The organism is Gordonia sp. 852002-10350_SCH5691597 (assembly GCF_001665715.1).
Lineage (GTDB): Bacteria > Actinomycetota > Actinomycetes > Mycobacteriales > Mycobacteriaceae > Gordonia > Gordonia sputi.
This window is the reverse complement of the sequence record NZ_LZMO01000279.1, coordinates 16,762-37,885: the sequence shown is the minus strand read 5'-3', so window position 1 is coordinate 37,885 and position 21,124 is coordinate 16,762. Positions and strand designations below refer to the sequence as shown.

The following is a 21,124-nucleotide window of genomic DNA, read 5'->3' as shown; positions in this document are numbered from 1 at the left end:
CGATGTGCATCAGGCCGATTGCTGCTCCGGCACCGAACAGCACGCCGATGGTCTGTGTCAGCCCAGCGCGTGCACGCCTTCCGAGCGTGTCGAGGCCGGTCATGGGGCAGGGTTTTTGGTTCGGCGTCGAACTGTCATCACACCGACCACCTTCGCGACGCTCTCCACAGCTGCCGTCTCACAAACTACAGGGTGAGACGGGTCTACAGGGTGGAACCGGACTACAGGGTGAAGCCGAACCACAGAGGGTGGAACCGAACCACAGGGTGGACTTCGGACGCAGGCTCACCTCGGGTACGAGCGTCGCGCAGACGGAATGGGCCGAAACCTCGCGCGCGGGGATCGCCCGCTTGACGAGAGTTTCGGCCCATTGCCTGACACAGCGACGGCGGGGGTTACCCGCGTCACCGTGAGTTCATCGGTGAGAGAAAGGTTTACGGCGCCCAGGAACGTGGGGCGGCATCGGTCTCCACTGGAGCCGAAGCGGTCACGCGGTAGGCGCGATTGACTGCAGACACCACGGCACGCAGGCTTGCCGTCGTGATCGACGACGCAACGCCGACGCCCCACACGGTTTCACCGTTGACCTCGGTCTCGACGTAGGCGGCCGCGCTGGCGTCGCCGCCTGCGGTGAGTGCGTGCTCGGCGTAATCCAGTACGCGGACGTCGAATCCGACGGTCGACAGCGCGTCGACAAATGCCGCGAGGGGTCCGTTACCGCTGCCCGAGATCTCCTTCTCGACACCGTCGACCTTCACCACAGTGGTGATGTGGTCGTCGCCGCCGTCGACCTCGGAGGCGTCGACCTTCTGGCGCATCCGCTCGAGCGGGCGGATCGGATGCAGGTATTCGTCGGCGAAGACGTCCCACATCTCCTTGGGAGAGACCTCGCCGCCCTCGCCGTCGGTGATCTTCTGGATCTCGCGGCTGAACTCGATTTGCAGGCGTCGCGGCAGGTCCATGCCGTGGTCGGCCTTCATGATGTACGCGACGCCGCCCTTGCCGGACTGGCTGTTGACGCGGATGACGGCTTCGTAATTGCGGCCGACATCCTTGGGGTCGATCGGCAGATAGGGCACCTGCCACAGGATGTCGTCGACGTCGGAATCGGCGGTGTCGGCGTCGACCTTCATCTGGTCGAGACCCTTGTTGATCGCGTCCTGGTGGCTGCCGGAGAATGCGGTGTAGACCAGGTCGCCGCCGTAGGGGTGGCGTTCGGGTACACCGAGCTGGTTGCAGTATTCGACGGTGCGTCGGATCTCGTCGATGTCGGAGAACGAGATCTGCGGGTCGACGCCGCGGCTGAACATGTTCATGCCCAGTGTCACCAGGCAGACATTGCCGGTGCGCTCACCGTTGCCGAACAGGCAGCCCTCGATGCGGTCTGCGCCCGCCTGATAGCCGAGTTCCGCTGCGGCGACAGCGGTTCCGCGATCGTTGTGCGGGTGCAGGCTCAGGATGATCGAGTCGCGGCGGGCGAGATTACGGCTCATCCACTCGATGGAATCGGCGTAGACGTTCGGTGTTGCCATCTCGACGGTGGCAGGCAGGTTGATGATGAGCGGCTTATCGGATGTGGGAGCGATGATTTCGCTCACCGCGTCGCATACTTCCTTGGCGTAGCTCAGCTCCGTGCCGGTGTAGGACTCGGGCGAATACTCGTAGCGCCAGTTGGTGTCCGGGTACTTCTGCTGCTCCTCGAGAACCTTGTGCGCGGCGTGCGTCGCGATCTCGGTGATCTTCGACTTGTCGGCACGGAACACGACCCGACGCTGCAGCACCGACGTCGAATTGTAAAAGTGCACAATCACATTCGACGCTCCGCGGCACGCTTCGAAGGTGCGCTCGATCAGCTCGTCGCGGCACTGCGTCAGCACCTGGATGGTCACGTCGTCGGGGATGGCCCCGTCTTCGATGATTTCGCGAACGAAGTCGTAGTCGGTCTGGCTCGCCGACGGGAAACCGACCTCGATCTCCTTGTAGCCCATGCGCACCAGCAGCTCGAACATGCGGCGCTTGCGAGCGGGACTCATCGGGTCGATCAGGGCCTGGTTGCCGTCGCGCAGATCCACGGCGCACCACATCGGTGCCGCGGTGATCACCTTGTCTGGCCAGGTGCGATCGGGGATCGAGATCTGCTCGACCTCGTCGGCGAATTGCCGGTAGCGGTGAACGGGCATCGCGGAACTGCGTTGCGGGTTCCAGGAGGGCTGTCCTGCTGGGATGGGGCCGGACGGCTCGACGATGCGGCTCGGGCCCGAGGTGAAAGTGTCTGCTGGTGCCATGATGGTCAATCTCCGAAGTAGGTCTCAGATTGGGGAGTGACCGGCGCGTGATGAGGCCCCGCGACGGAGGGCCGGTCGTGTCAGACCCCGCCGCGGCAACCGAGAAGGAGTGCACGCTGCATGCGAGTAAATGTACTCCCCGGGCTGGTCGTCGATCAAATGAGGTCAGTCGTTCGGACTCTGGGTCCGCATTGTCCGAACTCGCATGTCAGGGGTCCTCGGGTGTGTGGACGAGGGTGCGGTGCATGCGCAGGGTGCTCCGGATTCCGGGCGCGATCGGGGTCGACGGATCGGTGCGGTAGCACCAGTCGAGTGCTTCGTATCCCACCCGACACAGAGCGATGTGGCGCGGCCACCGCGGTGTTGCCCAGTCTGGTTCGTCGCTGGCGCTGTCGGTTGCACTCATCTCGGCCTCGAGTAGCGCTCACTGCAGGTCACGCCGGGCCCGAGCATGTGCGGTGAACCGATCGGTGAGAGCGCGGCGTCGTCGAGGAGATGGTCGACGTTGTCGAGGACGTCGGTGTCGGCGCGTGCCCATGTGCGTCGGTGCGCGTGCGGAAACAGCCACAACAGTGCCGCGACGGCCAACGCGACGCCGAGCAGGGTTTCGAGGAATCGATCTCGCACGGGAATGGTGATGTCGGAGTCGGGGTTGCCCATCAGCATGGCGAGTGGAGTGATGAACGCGACCGCGACGCCGTAGTTGCCGACGATGGTCAACTCGATCAATACGTTGAGCAGCGCGATCACCACGATGAGCCACAGCGTGGTGAGACCGAGCTGGTGGAGTCCGACGAAGAACACCAGGCCGACGATGGTTCCGGCGAGTCGGTGTGTGGCACGGATGACGCCCCGGATGCGGTCGGGGCCCAATTGCAACACCAGGACGGTGCCGAGGATTGCCCAGTCGGGGCGCGAGAGGCCGATCGCGATCGATGCCACGCCTGCGACGAGCGCGGTGAGTGCGACGCGGGCCGTGGTGACGCGCGCATGGCTGTAGCTGCGGAGTGCCGTGGACAGGCGGTGTCGCACCGAGGGTCGACGCAGCGGCGGCGACAGCGGTCCCGGCGGTGCCACGTGGAACTGATGCAACGACGTCCAGAGTCGTTGTGCGAGCGGAGTGTCGGTGGCAGCGGCGTCGTGCAGGACCGTCCACGCGTTGAGCGTCGACATCGCCACGCCGTGGCGATGTGCGGGATCGGTGGACTGGTTGTCGGCGAGGTAGGCGTCGATCGTCTCGATCGCGGCGAGCGTCGCCGCCCTCTGGGGGCCTTCCGGACGCCACAGTGATGGAGCCATTCCGACGATGAGTGAACTCAATCCGCCCGCGCACGTCGCGATGACGAGAGCGGAAACGTCGACGCCGTGCCGGGTCACCACCGACGAGATGCAGGCGGTGAGTACGAAGAAGAACGGCCCGGGCGGACCGAGGCGCATGGCGTTGACGGTGAACACCGTCGCCGATGCCCACGCCACGAGCGCAACGACCACCGCCAACGCGACCACCGTGCTCGGCCGGGGACCGGCGAGGTGGCCGAGGAGTCCGAACAGTGCGGCCGCGCCGATCAACACCACGGCTGCGAGCACGATCACCCGCCACCGCACTCGGTAGGGCCGCTTCTCGCCGTAGAGCACTGCGAATGCGCCGAGCGCAGCGAGTAGGGAGTCGCGCTCGAATCCGACGGCGAGCAGGATGCCTGCGGGTACCGCGAACGCGAGACCCGCTCGGAGTGCTGCGGGCCAGCGCCCGCGAACGTCGGGGATTGCGAACAGTGCACGCCTGACATGCAGGCGAGGGGGAGGCTGTGGGCTGAACGGTTCAGATGGTGTTGGCGAGTCAGAGCCGGGCACCGGTCAACCCTACGGCCGGTTCGGTCAGGGGGTGTAGCGCAGCCAATCGACCTTCATCGTCGCCGGGTTGGGCGTCGCGGAGTTCGTCGGACCGGGCCACACACCACCGACGGCAAGGTTCAGGATCGGGTACATCGGCTTGTCGAAGACCCACCGCTGGCCGGCGCTGAGGTCGGCGCGATTGACGGTGTACACGGAGCGTCCGTCGAAGAGGAACGTGATCGAGGTGGCCGTCTTGCGGACGCCGTAGGTGTGGAAGTCGGTGGGGTCGATGCCCAGGATGTCGGAGCCGCGCTGGTACTTGCCGTTGACGCCGTCGGGAAGGGGGATGGCGTCGGGAAGGATGTCACGCAGCGACCCGGCGTCGGCCGAACCGAAGCCGCCGGAACCCGTCGGACCGTGGACGCCGATGTGCACGAAGTCGGAGTTGTTGATGTGTTCGGCGATGTCGATCTCGCCTGCCTCCGGGAATCCGACTTCCCAGATGTCGGCTCCGAGTAGCCAGAATCCGCTGTGCAGGCCTGCGCCACCGGGTAGCGAGAGCCGCGCGGAGATGGTGCCGTAGGTGAATTCGCGCTTGCCCTTGGTGTTCAGTCGGGCCGACGTCCACCCGCCGCCGGAGTTCTTGGCCTCGATGACGAGGTGTCCGCTGCCGTCGAGGCGTGAGTTCTCGCGGCTCGACGTGTAGGTCTGCTTTTCGTCGTTACCCCAGCCGCCCCCTCCTGTTTCGTAGTTCCAGAGGGCACTGTTGGGGGCCGATCCGGCCGCACCGACGAACTCGTCGGAGAACGCCATGTCTGCCGCATGGGCGGTGGGTCCGGCTGTGGCCATGGCGGCGCCGATGCTGCCGACGGTCAGGGCTGTCACGATCGCACGACGGAGGAAATACACAGGCAAGGCTTACCATAGTTCTTTGCCTGTCGCATGAGGGCGTTCTGTCGGATTGGCGGCGAATAAGGGTACTTTGGCGTTGACTGAAAGTCCCTTTGCCTGAGCATTACTGGGCGTTCGCACTGCGAATTCTCAGGCGGCACTTAGCTTTTGCGGGTTTGCTTCGAGTGGCCGCCGAAAGGCTGGTCGCGACACTCAACTGTGAGTGTGTGCCGAGAAAGGTAAAGACATGTCACGTTTGTTCACCGGAGCGACGTCGCGCCGCATCACCCTCGCGTTGGCCGGTGTCGGCGTCGCGAGCGCGATCGCGACGGGTGGGGTGGCGCAAGCCGCTCCGGTCCCTCATTCGCCGGCAAAGCCCGCACCTGCTCAGACCACCCCGGTGCCCGGCACCAAGTGCACGCTGGCCGGAGTCGAGAAGGCGTTGGCCAAAGAAGATCCCGCGCTCTGGAAAGAGATCCAGTCTCATCCGCGCGCCAAGGAGCATTTCGAGAACACGATCGTGCTGACGCCTGCTCAGCGCAAGCAGCAGCGTGAAGAGATGCACAAGAAGCACCCCGAGCGCGCTGAGATCAAGAACTTCCTGCGCGACCACGGTCTTGCCAAGAAGGACCACAGCGCGCACCGCGCCGCGATCAAGAAGGCGCTCGAGACCTGTAGCGGGTAGGGGTTTGGGCGAGGTGGTTTCGACTCGGCTGCTCGCTTCGCTCGCGGCCGGCTCAACCGGCGGGAGGTCCGGCTCAACCGGCGGGAGGGCCGGCGCGGAACGGCTCGCCCCAGTGGCCGCTGAATGCGACCTCGTCGAGGGGTAGTCGTTCGCGCGGCTCGGCGTCGCGGTCGCGGATCTTTTCGGACAGTGTCGAGGGGTCGGCGAGATGTCCGACGGCGAGCATCGCGAGCGGCTTCTTATCGGAGGGTATGCCGAAAGCTGTTCTGGCGGAATCCTTGTCGAATCCGGCGAGTGGATGTCCGTTGAGACCGAGTGCGCCACACTGCAGGATCATCTGCGCCAACGCCAGCCCGAGGTCGACGCCGCCGTAGAGGTCGGGCTTGGGGTCGGACGGATCGTCGGTGGTGCACAACAGGATCAGCGCACCCGCGGCCGGCGCCCACGTCGTGTTGCCTCGGTTGAGAGTGGCGGTCAGGGCGTCGAACGTCTCGTCGCCGCGTAGACCGACCACGAACCTCACCGGTTGCATGCGTCCCCACGTGGGCGCCCACCGTCCGGCGTCGAGGATCTCGGTGACCTCGTCGACCGAGACGGTGGCCTCGGCGTCGTAGCCGCGAGCGCTCCAGCGCTGACTGATCAGTTCATGCACCGCGCCAACGGTACTGGAGTCCAACGGGACTGGAGCAGCGTGCGGGACCGAGCGGGCTTCCGCGACGGGGCTAACTGTCCTGCGCGGCAGGCAGTTCGGCATCAACCGACTGCTCGACGCCGTGAGGTGTGCGCATCACGATGGCGAGAATCATGCCGAGCACACCGAGAGCGATCACCGAGGCGAGCGACGCCGCGTGGATGCCGTTGACGAACGCCTCCTTGGCCGCGTCGGCGAGTTCGACACCCGCGGGACCCATGTCGTGGGAGCGGTGCAGCGTCTCGCCGAGTGTGTCGCCGAACGCCCAGCCGTCGCCGTGTTCACGGAACATCAGCGTCGCGAGCGAGCCGAGCAATGCCAGGCCGAGTGCGGTTCCCAGCTCGAAGCTGGTCTCCGAGATGCCCGACGCCGCTCCGGATCGCTCCGCGGGCACCGAGCCGACGACGACGTCGGACACCAGCGAGAACTGGATGCCGTAGCCGATACCGGCGATCGAGGTGAACACGAGGTAGACCCACAGCGGGCTGGACGTCGTGAGCCACAGCAGTCCCAGGTTGCCCGCGGCGGCGAGTGCGACGGACCCGACGAACGCGGTCCGCATGCCGACACGTGAGGCGATGCGCGTCGCACCGATGGAGAACACCGCGACGGCGATCGCCATCGGCAGGCCGGCAAGCGCGGCGTCGAGGACGTCGAAGTCGCGCACCGACTGCAGGTAGACGCCCGTCAGGTACGACATTCCACCGAGCGCCATCATGCCGAACAGTGCGACCGTCACGGCAGCGCTGAACTGGACGTTGCGGAACAGTTTCAGGTCGAGCAGTGGCGCTGGGGTCCGACGCTGGTGCATCAGGAAGAACACGAACATCACGACACCGACCACGCCGACTGCTGCGACCGGGAGGGTGGCACCTTCCGAGGCCATCGTCTTGATCGAGTAGACGATCGGCAGGATGGCGAGCAGGGAGAGTCCGACGCCGATGAAGTCGAACGGTTCACCCGTACCCGCGCGATACTCGGGAATCAGCTTGGGTGCGAGCAGGAACAGCACGGCGAGTACCGGCACGTTGATCAGGAAGACGACACCCCACCAATAGTGGTGCAGCAGAACGCCCCCGACGACGGGTCCGATGGCCGAACCGCCCGCGAATGCGGCGGTCCACACGCCAATCGCCCTGCCACGTGCCTTCGCGTCGGGAAACATGTTGGCGATCAACGACAGGCTCGACGGCATCAGCGTCGCACCACCGATACCCATCAACGCGCGAGCCGCGATCAGGATGCCCGCGGTAGGAGCGAACGCTGCGATGACCGAGGCGATGCCGAACAGTGCGGCACCCAACAGCAAGATGCGTCGACGGCCGACGCGGTCTCCGACGTTGCCCATCGTGATGAGCAACCCTGCGATGAGGAAGCCGTAGATGTCGAGAATCCACAGCTGCTGCGCGGCGCTGGGATCGAGCGCGTCAGTGATAGCCGGGATCGCGAGGTAGAGGACGGAGAAGTCCATCGACACCAGGAGCACCGGAAGTGTCAGTACGGCCAGTCCCCACCACGCGCGTCGATCTGCGCCCGGATTTTCGCGGGTGCGCTTCTCGGACGGACGGATGCGGACGGACATGACTACTGCTCTCCTTCGATAGGGCTGGATGCGTCGACGTCATCGGTGTGCCCTCGGGCATGCGCGTACGCCGTACGCATCGACGGTACGGTGATGAGTACGCTGTACGCAAACAATTTATTCCCGCAATGTGAGGAGAGTCGGTGGCCGACGAGCGTGCGCCCAAGCTCACCACCGCGGTCATTGTCGACACCGCGATCGACGTGGCCGACCGGGACGGGCTGCCCGCGCTGTCGATGCGACGCATCGCCGATGAACTCGGCGTCGGCGCGATGTCGCTCTACCGGCACATCGCCGACAAGGACGCGCTGCTCGAGGCGATGGCCGAGGAGATAGGTCGTCGATTTCCCTATCCCGTCGACGACCCCGGCCCGTGGTCGTGGCGTGAACGCGTGGCGATCGCCGTCGACGTCGATTGGCAGCTCTATCGCAGGCACCCATGGGTGGTGCTGGCCTACTCGGCGCCGCGCTACAGCTTCGGTGTCGACGCACTCGAGGGGCTCGACTGGCTCGCGGCGGGTTTCACCGACCTCGGCGTCGACATCACCGCGGCTACCGAGATGGCACTCGCGGTGTGGAACTACGTCAACGGCGTCGCGCTCGCACAGGTCAGTGAACAGTTGCTCGACGCATCGCCCGGTGAACGCCCGAGCGGACTCGCCGATCTCATCGCCGGTCGGGTCACCTCGCGGTTGCCGCACCTGTCCACGCTGTCCGACGCCGCAGATGCCGCACGGTTGAATGATCCGCGCGCGTTGCTCGACGCCGGCGTCGACTATCTGTGTGCTGGGTTCGAGGCGAAAGCGGCGTCGTCGACGTCGTAGGTGACATCGACGACGCCGCGTCGGATCAATCGAGCGCTGTCTCGACCGGGCGCGGACGTGCCTCGCCCTGGGTGAGTGCCATCAGCACCCCGCCCGCTGTCAGCAGGATGGCTGCACACAATACGGTGACTGTCATACCGTGGGCGAATGTGATTGTCGACGTGGGCATTCCGCGTGTTGCTGCCCCGAAGACGGCGACCATGATCGCCAAACCGACTGTGCCGCCGAGCTGTTGAGCGGTGTTGACCAAGCCCGACGCCGCGCCGGCATCCTGAGGGTCGACGCCGCGCAGCGACGCCGTGGTCAGCGACAGGAAGGCCATACCGCCGCCCGCGCCGACGAGGATGAACGGCCCGAGCAGTGACAGGTACGGTGTATGGGCGTCGAGAGTGCTCAGCCAGTACAGGCCGGCTGCCGCCGCGCCGAAGGCGATGAGCAGAAGCGTGCGAGTACTCAAGCGTGGCACCAGAGCTCGCGCACTCAACTGTGATGCGCCGAACGTCGCCGCCGTCATAGGCAGGTACGCCAATCCGGTCTCGAGTGGGCCGTAGTGGAGCACTTCCTGCATGTACTGGGTGAGGAAGAACATCATGCCCATGAACCCCGCGACCATCACCAGTCGACCGGCGAATGCAGCGCTTCGCGGGGTCGAGGCGAAGAGCCGCAGCGGTGTGATCGGTTGGTGTGCACGGTCTTCGGCGTAGACGAACGCGCCGAGAAGTGCGGCACCTGCGACGAGGGCGATGACGGTGATCGTGCTGCTCCATCCGTGCTCCGCAGCATTGACGAGGCCGTACACGATGAGACCGATTCCGGCGGTGGACAATACGGCACCAGGTAGATCAAAGGAGCCGCGCTCGCGTGTGGTGCGAGGCAGCGACAGCGCACCCGCGACGATCACCACGAGTCCGATCGGCACATTGACGAAGAAGACCCAGCGCCAGTCGAGCCACTGCACGAGCGCTCCGCCGGAGACGAGACCAAGCGAGAATCCGCCGATGGACACGGCTGTGAAGAGCGCCAGTGCGCGAGTGCGCTGCTGGCCGTCGGAGAATCTGGTCATCAGCAGTGCCAGTGCCGCCGGTGCAGCGATTGCGGCACCGACGCCCTGCAGGGCGCGGGCGACGAGGAGCATCGTCGAATCGGTTGCGAGGCCACCGAATGCCGATGCCGCGACGAACAGTCCGAGGCCGTCGAGGAAGGTGCGGCGTCGACCGAGAATGTCGCCGAGGCGTGCGCCGAGTAGTAGGAGCCCACCGAAGGTGAGCGTGTAGGCGTTGAGCACCCAGGAGAGATTCGACGTCGAAAAGCCAAGGGAGCGTTGAATATCGGGTAGTGCGACGTTGACGATGGTCGCGTCGACCACCACCATCAACTGGCATCCGAGCACTGCGACCAGCACCAGGGCGTCGGTGTTGATGCGCAAGCGTAGGCCTGAGCCCGAAGGTGTCGAATCTGCCGTGCGATCAATGGAGGAAAGGGACATGTGGCCGCTCTTTTCGAAAGATTGGATCGGCGGAACAGTGCACTGGATTCGGCGTGAGTCTGATCGGGCTCACCCACGCCGGTGTGGAGTACACTCGCTGGAGAAACGGAAGCTTCCTCCGATTAATATACGGAGGGTTCCTCCGCTTTGCAACTGTTTTGTTCGCTGCGCCGCTGTGCTCGATCTGTGTGCGCGGCGTCGTCGGTGTTGTTCGTGTCGGAAGGTAGGAGTCGACGTGGCTGGGGAGTCAGTGGCCAGGGAGTCGGGGGCCGCAGAGTCAATGGCCGGGGTCGATGGGGCCGCGAGCGAGCACGGTCCGCGGCGAACCCTGTCACGACGACCCGCCCGCGCCGATGCCGCCCGCAACTACGACAAGCTGATTGCCGCGGCCGCCGACCTCTTCCATGCCGAGGGTGTCGACGTCGCGCTCGACAAGGTCGCCGCCGAGGCCGGGGTGGGCATCGGGACGCTGTACCGGCACTTTCCCAATCGCGCGGCGCTCATCGAGGCGACGTTTCGGAGTTACTCGGACTCGATCATCGCCGACGGTTGGCGTCTGCTCGAGTCCGGGCCTGCCGACGTCGCACTGGCGGGGGTCTTCGAGGCGTACATGTCCACCGCGAGCACCAAGCGCGGCATGAAGGAGGCGATCCTCGCGGCCGTCGGCGACGAGGCTCCTGTCTTCAGCGAGGCCCGCGACCAGTCGCGCGAACTGATGGCCGCGACGCTGGAGAAGGGTCAGCGTGAGGGCGTGTTCCGCGATGACATCGAGCCGTCGGACATCTCACGCCTGGTCGGCGGACTGTCGATGACGTGCGTCGCCGAGGACACACCCGAGACGCGCCGACGCATGGTCGGCCTCGTGCTCGACGGCCTCCGCCCGCGCGGCTGAGCGTCGACCGGGTGCACGGCCGGTGCTGGCGCCCGCCGCTGGATCTAGGGGAAAGATTCTTTCCGCGACTGTCTTCGCTTTCGGCGAGAAGTGTCGCGGGGAAGGGTGCAGAACCCGGGGAAGGGTTGCGCGGCCGGGCTGGAAGTCGGGGAAGGGTTGCGCGGCCGGTGTGGTGCTCGCCCGCTGGATCTAGGGGAAAGATCCTTTCCGCGACTTCCTTCGCTTTCGGCGAGAAGTGTCGCGGGGAAGGGTGCAGAACCCGGGGAAGGGTTGCGCGGCCGGGATGGAAGTCGGGGAAGGATCGCGCGGCCGGTGTGGCGCTCGCCCGCTGGATCTAGGGGAAAGATCCCTTCCGCGACTTCCTTCGCTTTCGGCTGGAAGTGTCGCGCGGAAACGCGCAGAACCCGAGGAAGAGCCGCAAGCGCCCGGCCGAAACCCGAGGTACAACCCCGAGCCCCGCCCTCACATCGCGTGCGGATAAACAGTCAGCATGTGAGCGCCGAACCAGGCGCTGCCGATGACCATCGGGACGACGACGGCCACGCCGACCGATGTCCGCTGCTTGGCAAGCGCGATCGCGAGCGGCAAGAGCAGCACAAACGCCGGAAGCAGCAGCCGGGGGCGGCTGATCATCAGTCCGCTCGACAGCACGATCGACGCCACGACGAGTGTCCCGTAGACGACCACCGGCCACGGCAGGCGAGCCCAGAACGCGACGACGACCATGAGCAACGTCGCGAGTATGATCCACGCGGTGGCGACGGAGGCGACCTCGCCGGAGTTCACCAGTGCGTCGTTGACGAAGTTGAAGGTGACGACTCCGCCGTCGATCCGGGTGTCCCAACCCTCGGTCTGGACGCGGAACCAGCCGGTAGGCGAGCCGGTGTGCGCCCAGACGACTGCCAGGTAGCCGAGGTATCCGAGTGGACTCAGCATGATCGCGAGCCACAGGTAGGCGCCATTGCCGCGTCGTGATCGCCACGATCGTGCCTCTTGATCACGCACCAGCGTCAGTGCCGCAGCCAGCATTACGACGCCGATGATGACGACGGCGGTCGGTCGCACTGTCCCCGCGAGGCAGGCAGCGACTCCTGCGAGGACCCAGTTGCGTTCGATCACCCCGACGAGCGCCCACACGGTCAGCGCGCAGAACAATGCCTCGGTGTAGGCCATGTTGAGCACGACCGACATCGGCGTCGCGGCCAAGATCGCGACCAGGTAGAGCCCGACGCGTTCGGGGTTGACCGACCCCCCACGGGTCAGTGGCGAGCGGTTGCCCATCGCACGCACGCAGTCGGCGCCGAGTCGTGCGGCACCGACGGCGGTAAGGCAACCGAGGACGACGTTGAGCGAGATCGCCGCACCGAACGGCGTGACGAACGGGAGCTTGGCGATCCATCCGACCAGGTACGGATAGCCGGGGAAGAAGGCGTACGCGGTGTCGGCGGTGTGCAGGCCGCGGGCATCGGTGAGCGAGTACGGCACGTCGCCATAACCGTGCTCTGCAATGGCGAGCATCCACTTGCCATCCCAGGCCGACAGTGCGTTTCCGACGCTGGTGTCGCGCAACTGCGCGAACCGACCGAGCACCAGTAATCCGACGATCCGGATCGCGATGAACACCCCGATCGCCGACACCCAGTAGGGCAGCGAGTCATCTTCGACGGCCGCGCGAGGGGCGGCGTCGACCTCCTCACGCCGGTCGCCGACTCCCGGCCGCTCGACCTGGCGGATTCGACGCTGCTTCGGTCCAGACCGCCCCGCGGCCGATGCCCCGGGCCGCCCTCCAGATGTCTCGGCCCGCCCGGCCTCGGATGCCCCGACCGGCCCCGCGGCAGATTCGTCGGCTCGATCAGCGGACGTCGCGCCGGGAGTGGCGCTGGTCTTCCGGGAGCGGCGTTGTCGGCTCGCCTTCCCGACCTCGGTCTCGCTGGTCACCACAGCGATGTTAGGGGACGCGTGTGGTCTGCAGCACGTGGAAGCCGTCCCGCCACCACCACGACGTGGAGCCCGCGAGCATCGTCGGTAAGGTTATCTCGGCAGTCAAGGAAGAAAACCCGACGTCGAGCCCTGCCGGGAGGTTATCTACGTGGCACTCGTGGTGCAGAAATACGGTGGATCATCGGTTGCGACAGCTGAGCGCATCCGCCGGGTCGCCGAGCGCATCGTGGAGACCAAGAAGCAGGGGAACGACGTCGTGGTGGTCGTGTCCGCGATGGGCGACACCACCGACGAACTCCTCGACCTCGCACAACAGGTCAACCCGGCCCCGCCGGCCCGTGAGATGGACATGCTGCTCACCTCCGGCGAGCGCATCTCCAACGCTCTCGTCGCGATGGCCATCAGCTCGCTCGGCGCGCAGGCGCAGTCGTTCACCGGCTCGCAGGCGGGTGTGATCACCACCAGCAGCCACGGCAAGGCCAAGATCATCGACGTCACCCCGGGCCGCGTTCGCAGCGCGCTCGACGACGGCAAGATCGTGCTGGTCGCCGGATTCCAGGGCGTCTCCCAGGACACCAAGGACATCACCACGCTCGGACGTGGCGGCTCCGACACCACCGCAGTCGCGCTCGCGGCAGCGCTGGAGGCCGACGTCTGCGAGATCTACACCGACGTCGATGGCGTCTACACCGCCGACCCGCGGATCGTGCCCGACGCCCGTCGTCTTGAGACCGTCTCTTTCGAGGAGATGCTCGAGATGGCCGCGTGTGGCGCGAAGGTCCTGATGCTGCGGTGTGTGGAATACGCCCGCAGATACAACGTTCCCGTTCACGTGCGCTCGTCGTACTCGACCAAACCCGGCACGCTGGTCGCCGGCTCGATGGAGGACATTCCCGTGGAAGAAGCGATTCTCACCGGTGTCGCACACGATCGCAGCGAGGCCAAGATCACCGTCGTCGGCCTCGACGATCAGCCCGGCTACGCCGCCAAGGTGTTCCGTGCTGTCGCCGACGCCGAGATCAACATCGACATGGTGCTGCAGAACATCTCCAAGGTCGAGACCGGCAAGACCGACATCACCTTCACCCTCCCGCGCGAGCTTGGCCCGCTGGGCGTCGAGAAGCTCACCAAGCTGCAGGAGGAGATCGGTTTCACCGAGGTGCTCTACGACGACCACATCGGCAAGGTCTCGCTGGTGGGAGCCGGTATGAAGAGCCATCCCGGTGTCACGGCCACCTTCTGTGAGGCACTGAGCAACGTCGGCATCAACATCGAGTTGATCTCGACGTCGGAGATCCGTATCTCGGTGCTGTGCCGCGACACCGAACTCGACGACGCCGTGCGCGCACTGCACGAGGCATTCGACCTCGGCGGAGAAGAAGAAGCCGTTGTCTACGCAGGAACGGGGCGCTGACATGGGCGTACGTATCGGAGTTGTCGGAGCCACCGGACAGGTCGGCGGCGTCATGCGAACCCTGTTGGCGCAGCGCAACTTTCCCGCAGACGAAGTGCGATTCTTCGCCTCGCCGCGGTCGGCGGGTAAGAAGCTGCCCTGGGGCGACGGCGAGATCGTCGTCGAAGATGCGGCGACCGCGGACCCGAGCGGCCTCGACATCGCGCTGTTCTCGGCAGGTGCCACCATGTCGCGTGAGCAGGCACCCCGGTTTGCCGCCGCAGGTGTGACCGTCATCGACAACTCGTCGGCGTGGCGCAAGGATCCCGATGTGCCGCTGGTGGTTTCGGAGGTCAACGGCGAGCTGGCGCAGAACCCGCCCAAGGGCATCGTCGCCAATCCGAACTGCACCACGATGGCCGCGATGCCGGTCCTCAAGCCGCTACACGACGCGGCTGGGCTGCAACGACTGATCGTGTCGTCGTATCAGGCGGTGTCGGGCAGTGGGCTCGCAGGCGTCGACGAGCTCGCCACCGAGTCTCGGGCGGCGATCGACGACCTCGAGAAGCTTGTCTACGACGGCTCGGCGATCGATTTCCCTGCGCCGGTCAAGTACGTCGCACCCATCGCGTTCAACGTGCTTCCGCTTGCCGGATCGCTTGTCGACGACGGGTCGGGTGAGACCGACGAAGATCAGAAGCTGCGCAACGAGTCTCGCAAGATCCTCGGACTTCCGGATCTGCTCGTCAGCGGAACCTGTGTGCGCGTGCCGGTTTTCACCGGACACTCGCTGTCGATCAATGCCGAGTTCGCACAGCCGCTGTCTCCCGCCCAGGCCAACGAGATCCTCTCCGACGCAGCGGGAGTGGAGTTGAGCGACGTTCCGACTCCGCTCGCCGCGGCGGGCAAGGACAACTCGCTCGTCGGTCGTATCCGACAAGATCCCGGTGTGCCGGACGGTCGAGGGCTGGCGCTGTTCGTGTCGGGTGACAACCTGCGAAAGGGTGCGGCTCTCAACACGATTCAGATCGCGGAGCTGCTCGTCGGGTAACCGCCCGGCCATCTATGTCCCGCACCATCACCCCTGATCCGAACCGACAACCGCCGATTGGTGAATCACGATGTCAACTCCCACAGATGCCCCGGCGGTCGCCGACAGACTCGGCCACTACTACAAGATCGATGAGCCCTATCTGGTCGGTCGCGAGAAGGTACGCGAGTATGCGCGCGCGGTCCAGGACCACCACGTCGCACACCGCGACGAAGAGGCTGCGCATGCACTCGGCTACTCGGGACTTGTTGCGCCACTGACGTTCACGGCCATCCCGGCGATGGGCGCCAACCGAGCTCTGTTCGAGTCGGTCGTGGTCGGTTACGAGACCTACGTGCAGACCGAGCAGGTCTTCGAGCAGCATCGACCGATCGTCGCCGGTGACGAGCTGACGACCGACGTCGAGCTGTCGTCGATTCGACGCATCGCCGGTCGCGACCTGATCACCGTCACCAACACGTTCACCGACGCCGCGGGCGAGGTGGTGCACACCATGCACACCACGGTCGTCGGCGTGACGTCTGACGACGTCGACCCGGGAATCAACGACGCGGTCCGCAGCATCATGGTGCACGACGTAAACGTCATGTCGTCCGACGATTCAGATGCCGCGTACGTGAAGACAGTGCGACCCGAAGGCGCGCAAGTCATTTCGAGTGCAGGTGCCCAGCGAACTCCGGGCAGCCTCGACTTCGACTCGCTGACGGTCGGCGACGCGCTGCCGGTGCGGCACGCCCGCCTCTCGCGCGGAGATCTGGTCAACTACGCAGGTGTCTCCGGAGACGGCAATCCGATCCACTGGGACGAGTCGATCGCCAAGCTCGCCGGCCTTCCCGACGTGATCGCTCACGGAATGCTGACGATGGGACTCGGCGCCGGCTTCGTCTCGGCGTGGTCGGGCGATCCGGGCGCCGTGACGCGGTACGCGGTGCGTCTGTCGCAGGTGGCGGTCGTGTCTGCTGCGGAGGGCGGCGACATCGAGTTCAGCGGCAAGATCAAGTCGCTCGATCCCGAGACCCGCAGCGGCGTCGTGATCATCGTGGCGAAGTCGGCTGGTCGCAAGATCTTCGGCCTCGCAACGATGAATGTGCGCTTTGCGTGATTTGCGGTGACGCGGTTGCGCCCTCGGTCACACCCGTGACTTACTGTGCGGTAGGTTACGTCCATGACACGAATTCGGGGATTCATCTCAGGTAGGCGGATCGGTCGTGTGGCACGACGGTCCACGGTTGCGCTCACGACGGGTGCATTGGCGCTTGGTGCCGCGACGGCGGCGGTCGGACCGGCTCACGCGGCCGATTTCTACACCCCGCCGGCGCAGTTCTCGGCGTCTCCCGGGTCGATCATCCGCAGTGAGCCCAGTCCGCTGTTGCTGCAGATTCCCGGCATCAAGAACCAGTGGCCGGGCACAGCGACCCGAATCATGTACACGTCTCGCTACCAGGATGGAACTCCCGCAGCGGTCACCGGGACCGTCGTCGAACCCACCGCGCCGTGGCGGGGCAAGGGCCCCCGACCGACAGTCGTCCTCGGCCCGGGAACCATCGGTCAGGGTGATCAGTGCGCGGGCTCGAAGCTGATGAGCCTGCCCGTCGCGATCGATCCGAGCAAGCCGAGCCTCGCGCTGAACTACACCGCGCTCGAACTGAACCTGTTGCTGATCAATGGTGTGCGAGTGGCGATCACCGACTACATCGGCATGGGCACCCCAGGCATTCACACCTACGTCAACAGAGTCGAGTCCGGCCAGGCGATGCTCGACGCCGCGCGTGCGGCGCTGAAGGTCGAAAAGGCGCCTGCCAACGCGCCGGTCGGCTTCTCCGGCTACTCACAGGGCGGTGGGGCGTCGGCGTCGGCGGCCGAACTGGCGTCGAGCTACGCTCCCGAGCTGAACGTGAAGGCGTCGTATGCGGGTGCACCGCCCGCTGATCTGTCGAAGGTGATCGACCAGATCGACGGCACGTTCATCGTCGGCGGAATCGGTTATGCCATCAACGGTCTCGAGGCCCGCTATCCCGAACTGAAGACCGTCGTCGACAAGGAGACGACGCCCCGCGGACGTCAGGTACTCAAGCGACTGTCGACGCAGTGCATCGCCGACACCGGGCTGAGTTTCGGCTTCCAACGCACGAATTCGTGGACACGCGACGGAAAGTCGTTGTCCTCGGTGATCAATCGCTACCCGAACGTCAAGAAGATCGTCGACGAGCAGCGCATCGGCAGGCTCAAACCCAACGCGCCGGTGCTGCTCGAGGGTGGCATCAACGACGACGTCATTCCGTACGGTCAGGTGGCCACTCTCGACCGCGACTGGCGTGCACAGGGGGCCGACGTCCGGATGATCACCAACACAATCCCGCCGATCTTCCCGGGCCTCGTGGTCAACCACGCTCTCCCGATGGTGTTCACGCTGCTTCCTGCGACCAACTTCTTGCTGTCGCACTTCGACGGCTGAGTAGTCGAACGGAATCAACCTCCACATGACTACGGCCTCCGCAGAAAGCGGGGGCCGTAGTTGTCTGTGTCGCAGATTGACTCATGTGGCAGGTCGATTCATGAGGCGGAGGGTGCAGGCAGCTCCGAGTCGCTTCGGGCACGCTCCGTGCTCGCCGGTGTCCGAAGCCGTCGGACGCCGACGAACGAACCGATCGTGAGCAACACCGAGGCCACGTAGGCGGTGATCGCATACGGAAGCGGTCCGATTCGCCCGCCATTGGGCGCCACGCCGTCGACAGCGTCGAAGTAGTCGGGGAGCGCGCTGATCCAGAGCACTGCCGCAACGATCAGGTACACCGCGGAGCAGATCACCGGGAACCATTCCCGCGCAAGCGGTTCCGGGAGGAAGGATGGGTCGGTGCGGCGTGCCCGATAGACGCCCCAGAACGCCACGACGGTGACGATCGCCAAGAGTGCCACGTAGGTCCACGCCGAGACGGCTCGCCCGACCAGCAGCGAACCGCCCAGCAGGTCGAGGATGGTGGGGGGTATCGATCCGACGAAGAGGACGGGCCAGACGAGCACACTCGTCATGACGACATCGCGGACGATGTACCAACCGCCGCGGTGTGGGACCGTGCACAACCAGCGCGTCACCAAAGCGATACCGAACGGCAGCATGACGCTGAACGCACTCATGTTCAGCAGCGGGATACCGCTGAATGACGGGTGTGCCGTGGAGACTTCCTGGTTCCACACCCACCACTTCAGCTGTGGCCCAAGGCCGTCGACAACCTGGTACAGACAGTGAAAGACGAACGCCACGCAGGCTGCGGACACGAAGACGTTGTAGCGCTTGAAGATTCCCGTCCGCTGGACGAGCGTGTACGCCACGTACAGGTAGACCGGATACATCGCGATGATGTAGAGCGGTAGGCGGTCGTAGAGGAACTGCACCGTAAACATGTTGTGCGCGAAGGTCAGTCCGAGTTCATCCTCGATACCGAACCACTGCGGAAAGTAGGCGATCGGTTCGACCAGCAGCAAAGCCAGTATCCCGCTGCACCACACCACGAGATTCGACGCGTCGCGCGCGGTGCGATACCACCGGATGGCGTGGACCAGGCACGCCACGAGTCCGATGACGAGCGTCGTCTCGATCACGGGCAGGGTCCAGTTCGCAAGGTTCGCCGGATTGGTGAACGTGACGAACGCATTGCCGTCGCATCGAACGCCCGTCAGCGTCTCCGACAGGCGGATGTACTCGGCGGTACAGGTCTGCATTGGTGCACCTCAGGCTGGGTGGATGGCGTGGCCGACGTACTCGATCATACAAATAGTCATTCTGTGTATGACCGAATTCGAGATACCCGCGTGCGACGATTGATCGATGAGAACCCGAGGTTGGGGTGGCGACCTGCCACGCACCGAAGACGAAGCACGCGAACGCATCGTGGCAGCCGCGATGCGCTGCATCGATCGTTCGGGTCCGGATAGGGCGACTCTCGCCGACGTCGCGGCGGAACTCCAGGTCACCAGGCAGACCGTCTATCGCGTCTTCCCGACGACCGCCGATTTGCTGACCGCGGTTGGTGAAGCAGGTGCCACGCAGTTCCTCGACCGCCTCACCGATCACGTCGCCGATATCACCGATCCGCGCGATGCCCTTGCCGAGGCCATCGTCTACACGTTGGGGCGGCTGCCCGACGAACCGTACATCGGACTTCTCGTTCAGGTGGGCGAGAACGAGCTCTTCAGCCGTGGCGCAACATCCTCTCGTGCAATGGAATTCGGCGCGTCGGTCTTGCGACGCTTCCCGATCGACTGGACCGAGGCGGGAATCGACGACGAAAAGCTCGAGGGTCTCGCCGAATTCATGCTGCGTGTCCTGATGTCATTTCTGCAGTACCCCTCGGACCCGCCGCGTACGCCGGAGCAGTTGCGTGTCTATCTTCGACGCTGGCTCGGGCCTGCGCTCGATATCGCGGGCGCAGCCGATATGTGATGTCACACGGCGAATCGTCCGGCGAATGCCCTCAGCGGTAGGTCGTTGCTCGTGATGATGCCAGGCCTCGCCTCGACGACCGAGCGGATCGAGTTGAGTGCGGGCAGGCCGGTCACGGTCATACCGATCGAGGCGAAGTTCTCGGGCTTCGACAGATCGATTCCGGCCTTCGGGAAGATCATGTGCTTGCTGTAGATACTCGGATCGCCTGTGATCTGGGTGATGTAGCAGGCCTTGATATCCCACGCGGGATCGGTGTGTGGTGTCATCTGCCACTCGAGATGTGTCTCGATCCGCGATACGCCGTCGACCATGCCCTGATACTTGATGTAGTTGGCGCCCAATGATCCCTTGGGTAGGAAGTACCAGCCGAGATCGACGTCCTTGGTGCATGCGCCGAGCTCGTAGGAGTACTTGACCTCATCGAGCTCGAGTCCGAATGCGTCGGCCATGAGGTAGACGGAGTCGGCGAAGACCGCGGTGTACTTGTGGAGTGACTCCGGAATCGACGGATCATCAACCGGCAGACCGTATCCGACGGCCTTCCAGGTGTCGACGGAGTGATGGCATGAGACGTCGACCGATTCGGTGACGGTGACGTTCTCGATCTCGGCGACGTCGGCGCTGTGGACGATGCCGAGGATCTGACACAGCCCCGGGTTCATGCCAGTGCCATAGAACGACGCTCCTCCCCGCTGACAGGCGGCCTCGATGATCTCGCTGACCTTGCGTCCGGAAGGGTGCTGCCAGTTGGTGTCTCGGTGATATCCGGTGATCCAGTCGGCGGTGGTCACGACGTTGATGCCTGCGTCGAGCACCTTTTCGTAGAGGTCTTCGTCGGGGAATACGCCGTGGAATGTCACGACGTCCGGCCGTGCTGCGATGATCTCCTCGACCGAACCGGTGGCCTTGATCCCCATGGCGTCGATGCCCACGATCTCGCCGACGTCGCGTCCGATTTTGTCGGGCGTATAGCAGTGCAGACCGACGAGTTCGAGGTCGGGATGGGAGGTGATTCGGCCGATCATCTCGGTGCCGAGATTGCCTGTGGCAACCTGGAATACGCGAATCGTGCGGGAACTGTTCATGGACTGACCTTTCGTGTGGACGTTGCTCGCGAAGCTGGTGT

The 21,124-nt window shown here is 65.1% G+C and carries 18 protein-coding genes; 8 read left to right on the top strand and 10 right to left on the bottom strand.

The window, feature by feature from the left end; all coding sequences use genetic code 11:
* Positions 1–434: 434 nt before the first annotated feature.
* From leuA to A5777_RS21440, 4 genes are all read right to left on the bottom strand, one after another.
* Positions 435–2,285: a 2-isopropylmalate synthase gene (leuA, locus tag A5777_RS21450; protein WP_064864433.1), complete on the bottom strand. Its 1,851-nt coding sequence runs from the start codon at positions 2,283–2,285 to the stop codon at positions 435–437.
* 208 nt (positions 2,286–2,493) lie between these two features.
* On the bottom strand, positions 2,494–2,691 hold the full coding sequence (locus A5777_RS25565) for a hypothetical protein (protein ID WP_231895158.1): 198 nt from the start codon (positions 2,689–2,691) through the stop codon (positions 2,494–2,496).
* Positions 2,688–4,136, bottom strand: coding sequence for an FUSC family protein (locus A5777_RS21445; protein WP_231895157.1), 1,449 nt, complete (start codon positions 4,134–4,136; stop codon positions 2,688–2,690). Before A5777_RS21445 ends, A5777_RS25565 begins: the two co-directional genes overlap by 4 nt.
* A gap of 24 nt (positions 4,137–4,160) precedes the next feature.
* Positions 4,161–4,967, bottom strand: coding sequence for a glycoside hydrolase family 16 protein (locus A5777_RS21440; protein WP_442903065.1), 807 nt, complete (start codon positions 4,965–4,967; stop codon positions 4,161–4,163).
* A gap of 289 nt (positions 4,968–5,256) precedes the next feature.
* On the opposite strand from A5777_RS21440, the gene A5777_RS21435 reads away from it, so the two are divergent.
* Positions 5,257–5,694: a hypothetical protein gene (locus A5777_RS21435; RefSeq protein ID WP_064864426.1), complete on the top strand. Its 438-nt coding sequence runs from the start codon at positions 5,257–5,259 to the stop codon at positions 5,692–5,694.
* A gap of 73 nt (positions 5,695–5,767) precedes the next feature.
* Here A5777_RS21435 and A5777_RS21430 read toward each other — a convergent pair whose 3' ends face one another.
* Positions 5,768–6,346, bottom strand: coding sequence for a nitroreductase family protein (locus A5777_RS21430; protein WP_064864424.1), 579 nt, complete (start codon positions 6,344–6,346; stop codon positions 5,768–5,770).
* A 70-nt stretch (positions 6,347–6,416) separates the two neighbouring features.
* The gene (locus A5777_RS21425; RefSeq protein ID WP_064864422.1) at positions 6,417–7,967 is read right to left on the bottom strand and encodes an MFS transporter; all 1,551 of its coding nucleotides are present in this window, start codon (positions 7,965–7,967) and stop codon (positions 6,417–6,419) included.
* 143 nt (positions 7,968–8,110) lie between these two features.
* Between A5777_RS21425 and A5777_RS21420 the strand changes: the two genes are divergently transcribed.
* Complete coding sequence (locus A5777_RS21420; RefSeq protein ID WP_064864420.1) at positions 8,111–8,791, top strand: TetR/AcrR family transcriptional regulator; 681 nt, start codon at positions 8,111–8,113, stop codon at positions 8,789–8,791.
* 25 nt (positions 8,792–8,816) lie between these two features.
* Here the strand turns inward: A5777_RS21420 and A5777_RS21415 are convergent, their stop codons facing one another.
* Entirely contained in the window at positions 8,817–10,277 is a 1,461-nt protein-coding gene (locus A5777_RS21415; RefSeq protein WP_064864418.1) for an MFS transporter, read from the bottom strand.
* Positions 10,278–10,512: 235 nt separating this feature from the next.
* Between A5777_RS21415 and A5777_RS24410 the strand changes: the two genes are divergently transcribed.
* Positions 10,513–11,169 carry a TetR/AcrR family transcriptional regulator gene (locus A5777_RS24410; RefSeq protein WP_197502437.1) on the top strand — a complete coding sequence of 219 codons (657 nt, stop codon included), beginning with the start codon at positions 10,513–10,515 and terminating at the stop codon, positions 11,167–11,169.
* A gap of 462 nt (positions 11,170–11,631) precedes the next feature.
* Here the strand turns inward: A5777_RS24410 and A5777_RS21405 are convergent, their stop codons facing one another.
* Entirely contained in the window at positions 11,632–13,107 is a 1,476-nt protein-coding gene (locus tag A5777_RS21405; protein ID WP_231895155.1) for a glycosyltransferase family 39 protein, read from the bottom strand.
* A 151-nt stretch (positions 13,108–13,258) separates the two neighbouring features.
* Here A5777_RS21405 and A5777_RS21400 point away from each other — a divergent pair, with 151 nt between their 5' ends.
* From A5777_RS21400 to A5777_RS21385, 4 genes are all read left to right on the top strand, one after another.
* Entirely contained in the window at positions 13,259–14,524 is a 1,266-nt protein-coding gene (locus A5777_RS21400) for an aspartate kinase (RefSeq protein ID WP_005171455.1), read from the top strand.
* A gap of 1 nt (position 14,525) precedes the next feature.
* Positions 14,526–15,554, top strand: coding sequence for an aspartate-semialdehyde dehydrogenase (locus tag A5777_RS21395; RefSeq protein ID WP_064864416.1), 1,029 nt, complete (start codon positions 14,526–14,528; stop codon positions 15,552–15,554).
* A 70-nt stretch (positions 15,555–15,624) separates the two neighbouring features.
* The gene (locus tag A5777_RS21390; protein ID WP_064864414.1) at positions 15,625–16,656 is read left to right on the top strand and encodes a fused (3R)-hydroxyacyl-ACP dehydratase subunits HadA/HadB; all 1,032 of its coding nucleotides are present in this window, start codon (positions 15,625–15,627) and stop codon (positions 16,654–16,656) included.
* Positions 16,657–16,719: 63 nt separating this feature from the next.
* The gene (locus A5777_RS21385; RefSeq protein ID WP_231894528.1) at positions 16,720–18,009 is read left to right on the top strand and encodes a lipase family protein; all 1,290 of its coding nucleotides are present in this window, start codon (positions 16,720–16,722) and stop codon (positions 18,007–18,009) included.
* Positions 18,010–18,107: 98 nt separating this feature from the next.
* Here the strand turns inward: A5777_RS21385 and A5777_RS21380 are convergent, their stop codons facing one another.
* Positions 18,108–19,274 carry a hypothetical protein gene (locus A5777_RS21380; RefSeq protein ID WP_064864410.1) on the bottom strand — a complete coding sequence of 389 codons (1,167 nt, stop codon included), beginning with the start codon at positions 19,272–19,274 and terminating at the stop codon, positions 18,108–18,110.
* Positions 19,275–19,380: 106 nt separating this feature from the next.
* Here A5777_RS21380 and A5777_RS21375 point away from each other — a divergent pair, with 106 nt between their 5' ends.
* Positions 19,381–19,995, top strand: a complete 615-nt coding sequence (locus tag A5777_RS21375; RefSeq protein ID WP_064864408.1) for a TetR/AcrR family transcriptional regulator — start codon at positions 19,381–19,383, stop codon at positions 19,993–19,995.
* Positions 19,996–19,997: 2 nt separating this feature from the next.
* Here the strand turns inward: A5777_RS21375 and A5777_RS21370 are convergent, their stop codons facing one another.
* Complete coding sequence (locus A5777_RS21370; protein ID WP_064864406.1) at positions 19,998–21,083, bottom strand: NAD(P)H-dependent amine dehydrogenase family protein; 1,086 nt, start codon at positions 21,081–21,083, stop codon at positions 19,998–20,000.
* Positions 21,084–21,124: the final 41 nt, after the last annotated feature.

Bases quoted from the DNA above. Each gene is read 5' to 3' on its own strand.
- A5777_RS21440 (WP_442903065.1), bottom strand. From the start codon at position 4,967: ATGGCCACAGCCGGACCCACCGCCCATGCGGCAGACATGGCGTTCTCC.
- A5777_RS21370 (WP_064864406.1), bottom strand. From the start codon at position 21,083: ATGAACAGTTCCCGCACGATTCGCGTATTCCAGGTTGCCACAGGCAAT.
- A5777_RS21380 (WP_064864410.1), bottom strand. From the start codon at position 19,274: ATGCAGACCTGTACCGCCGAGTACATCCGCCTGTCGGAGACGCTGACG.
- A5777_RS21425 (WP_064864422.1), bottom strand. From the start codon at position 7,967: ATGTCCGTCCGCATCCGTCCGTCCGAGAAGCGCACCCGCGAAAATCCG.
- A5777_RS21385 (WP_231894528.1), top strand. From the start codon at position 16,720: ATGACACGAATTCGGGGATTCATCTCAGGTAGGCGGATCGGTCGTGTG.
- A5777_RS21415 (WP_064864418.1), bottom strand. From the start codon at position 10,277: ATGTCCCTTTCCTCCATTGATCGCACGGCAGATTCGACACCTTCGGGC.
- A5777_RS21435 (WP_064864426.1), top strand. From the start codon at position 5,257: ATGTCACGTTTGTTCACCGGAGCGACGTCGCGCCGCATCACCCTCGCG.
- A5777_RS21375 (WP_064864408.1), top strand. From the start codon at position 19,381: ATGAGAACCCGAGGTTGGGGTGGCGACCTGCCACGCACCGAAGACGAA.
- A5777_RS21395 (WP_064864416.1), top strand. From the start codon at position 14,526: ATGGGCGTACGTATCGGAGTTGTCGGAGCCACCGGACAGGTCGGCGGC.
- A5777_RS21390 (WP_064864414.1), top strand. From the start codon at position 15,625: ATGTCAACTCCCACAGATGCCCCGGCGGTCGCCGACAGACTCGGCCAC.
- A5777_RS25565 (WP_231895158.1), bottom strand. From the start codon at position 2,691: ATGAGTGCAACCGACAGCGCCAGCGACGAACCAGACTGGGCAACACCG.
- leuA (WP_064864433.1), bottom strand. From the start codon at position 2,285: ATGGCACCAGCAGACACTTTCACCTCGGGCCCGAGCCGCATCGTCGAG.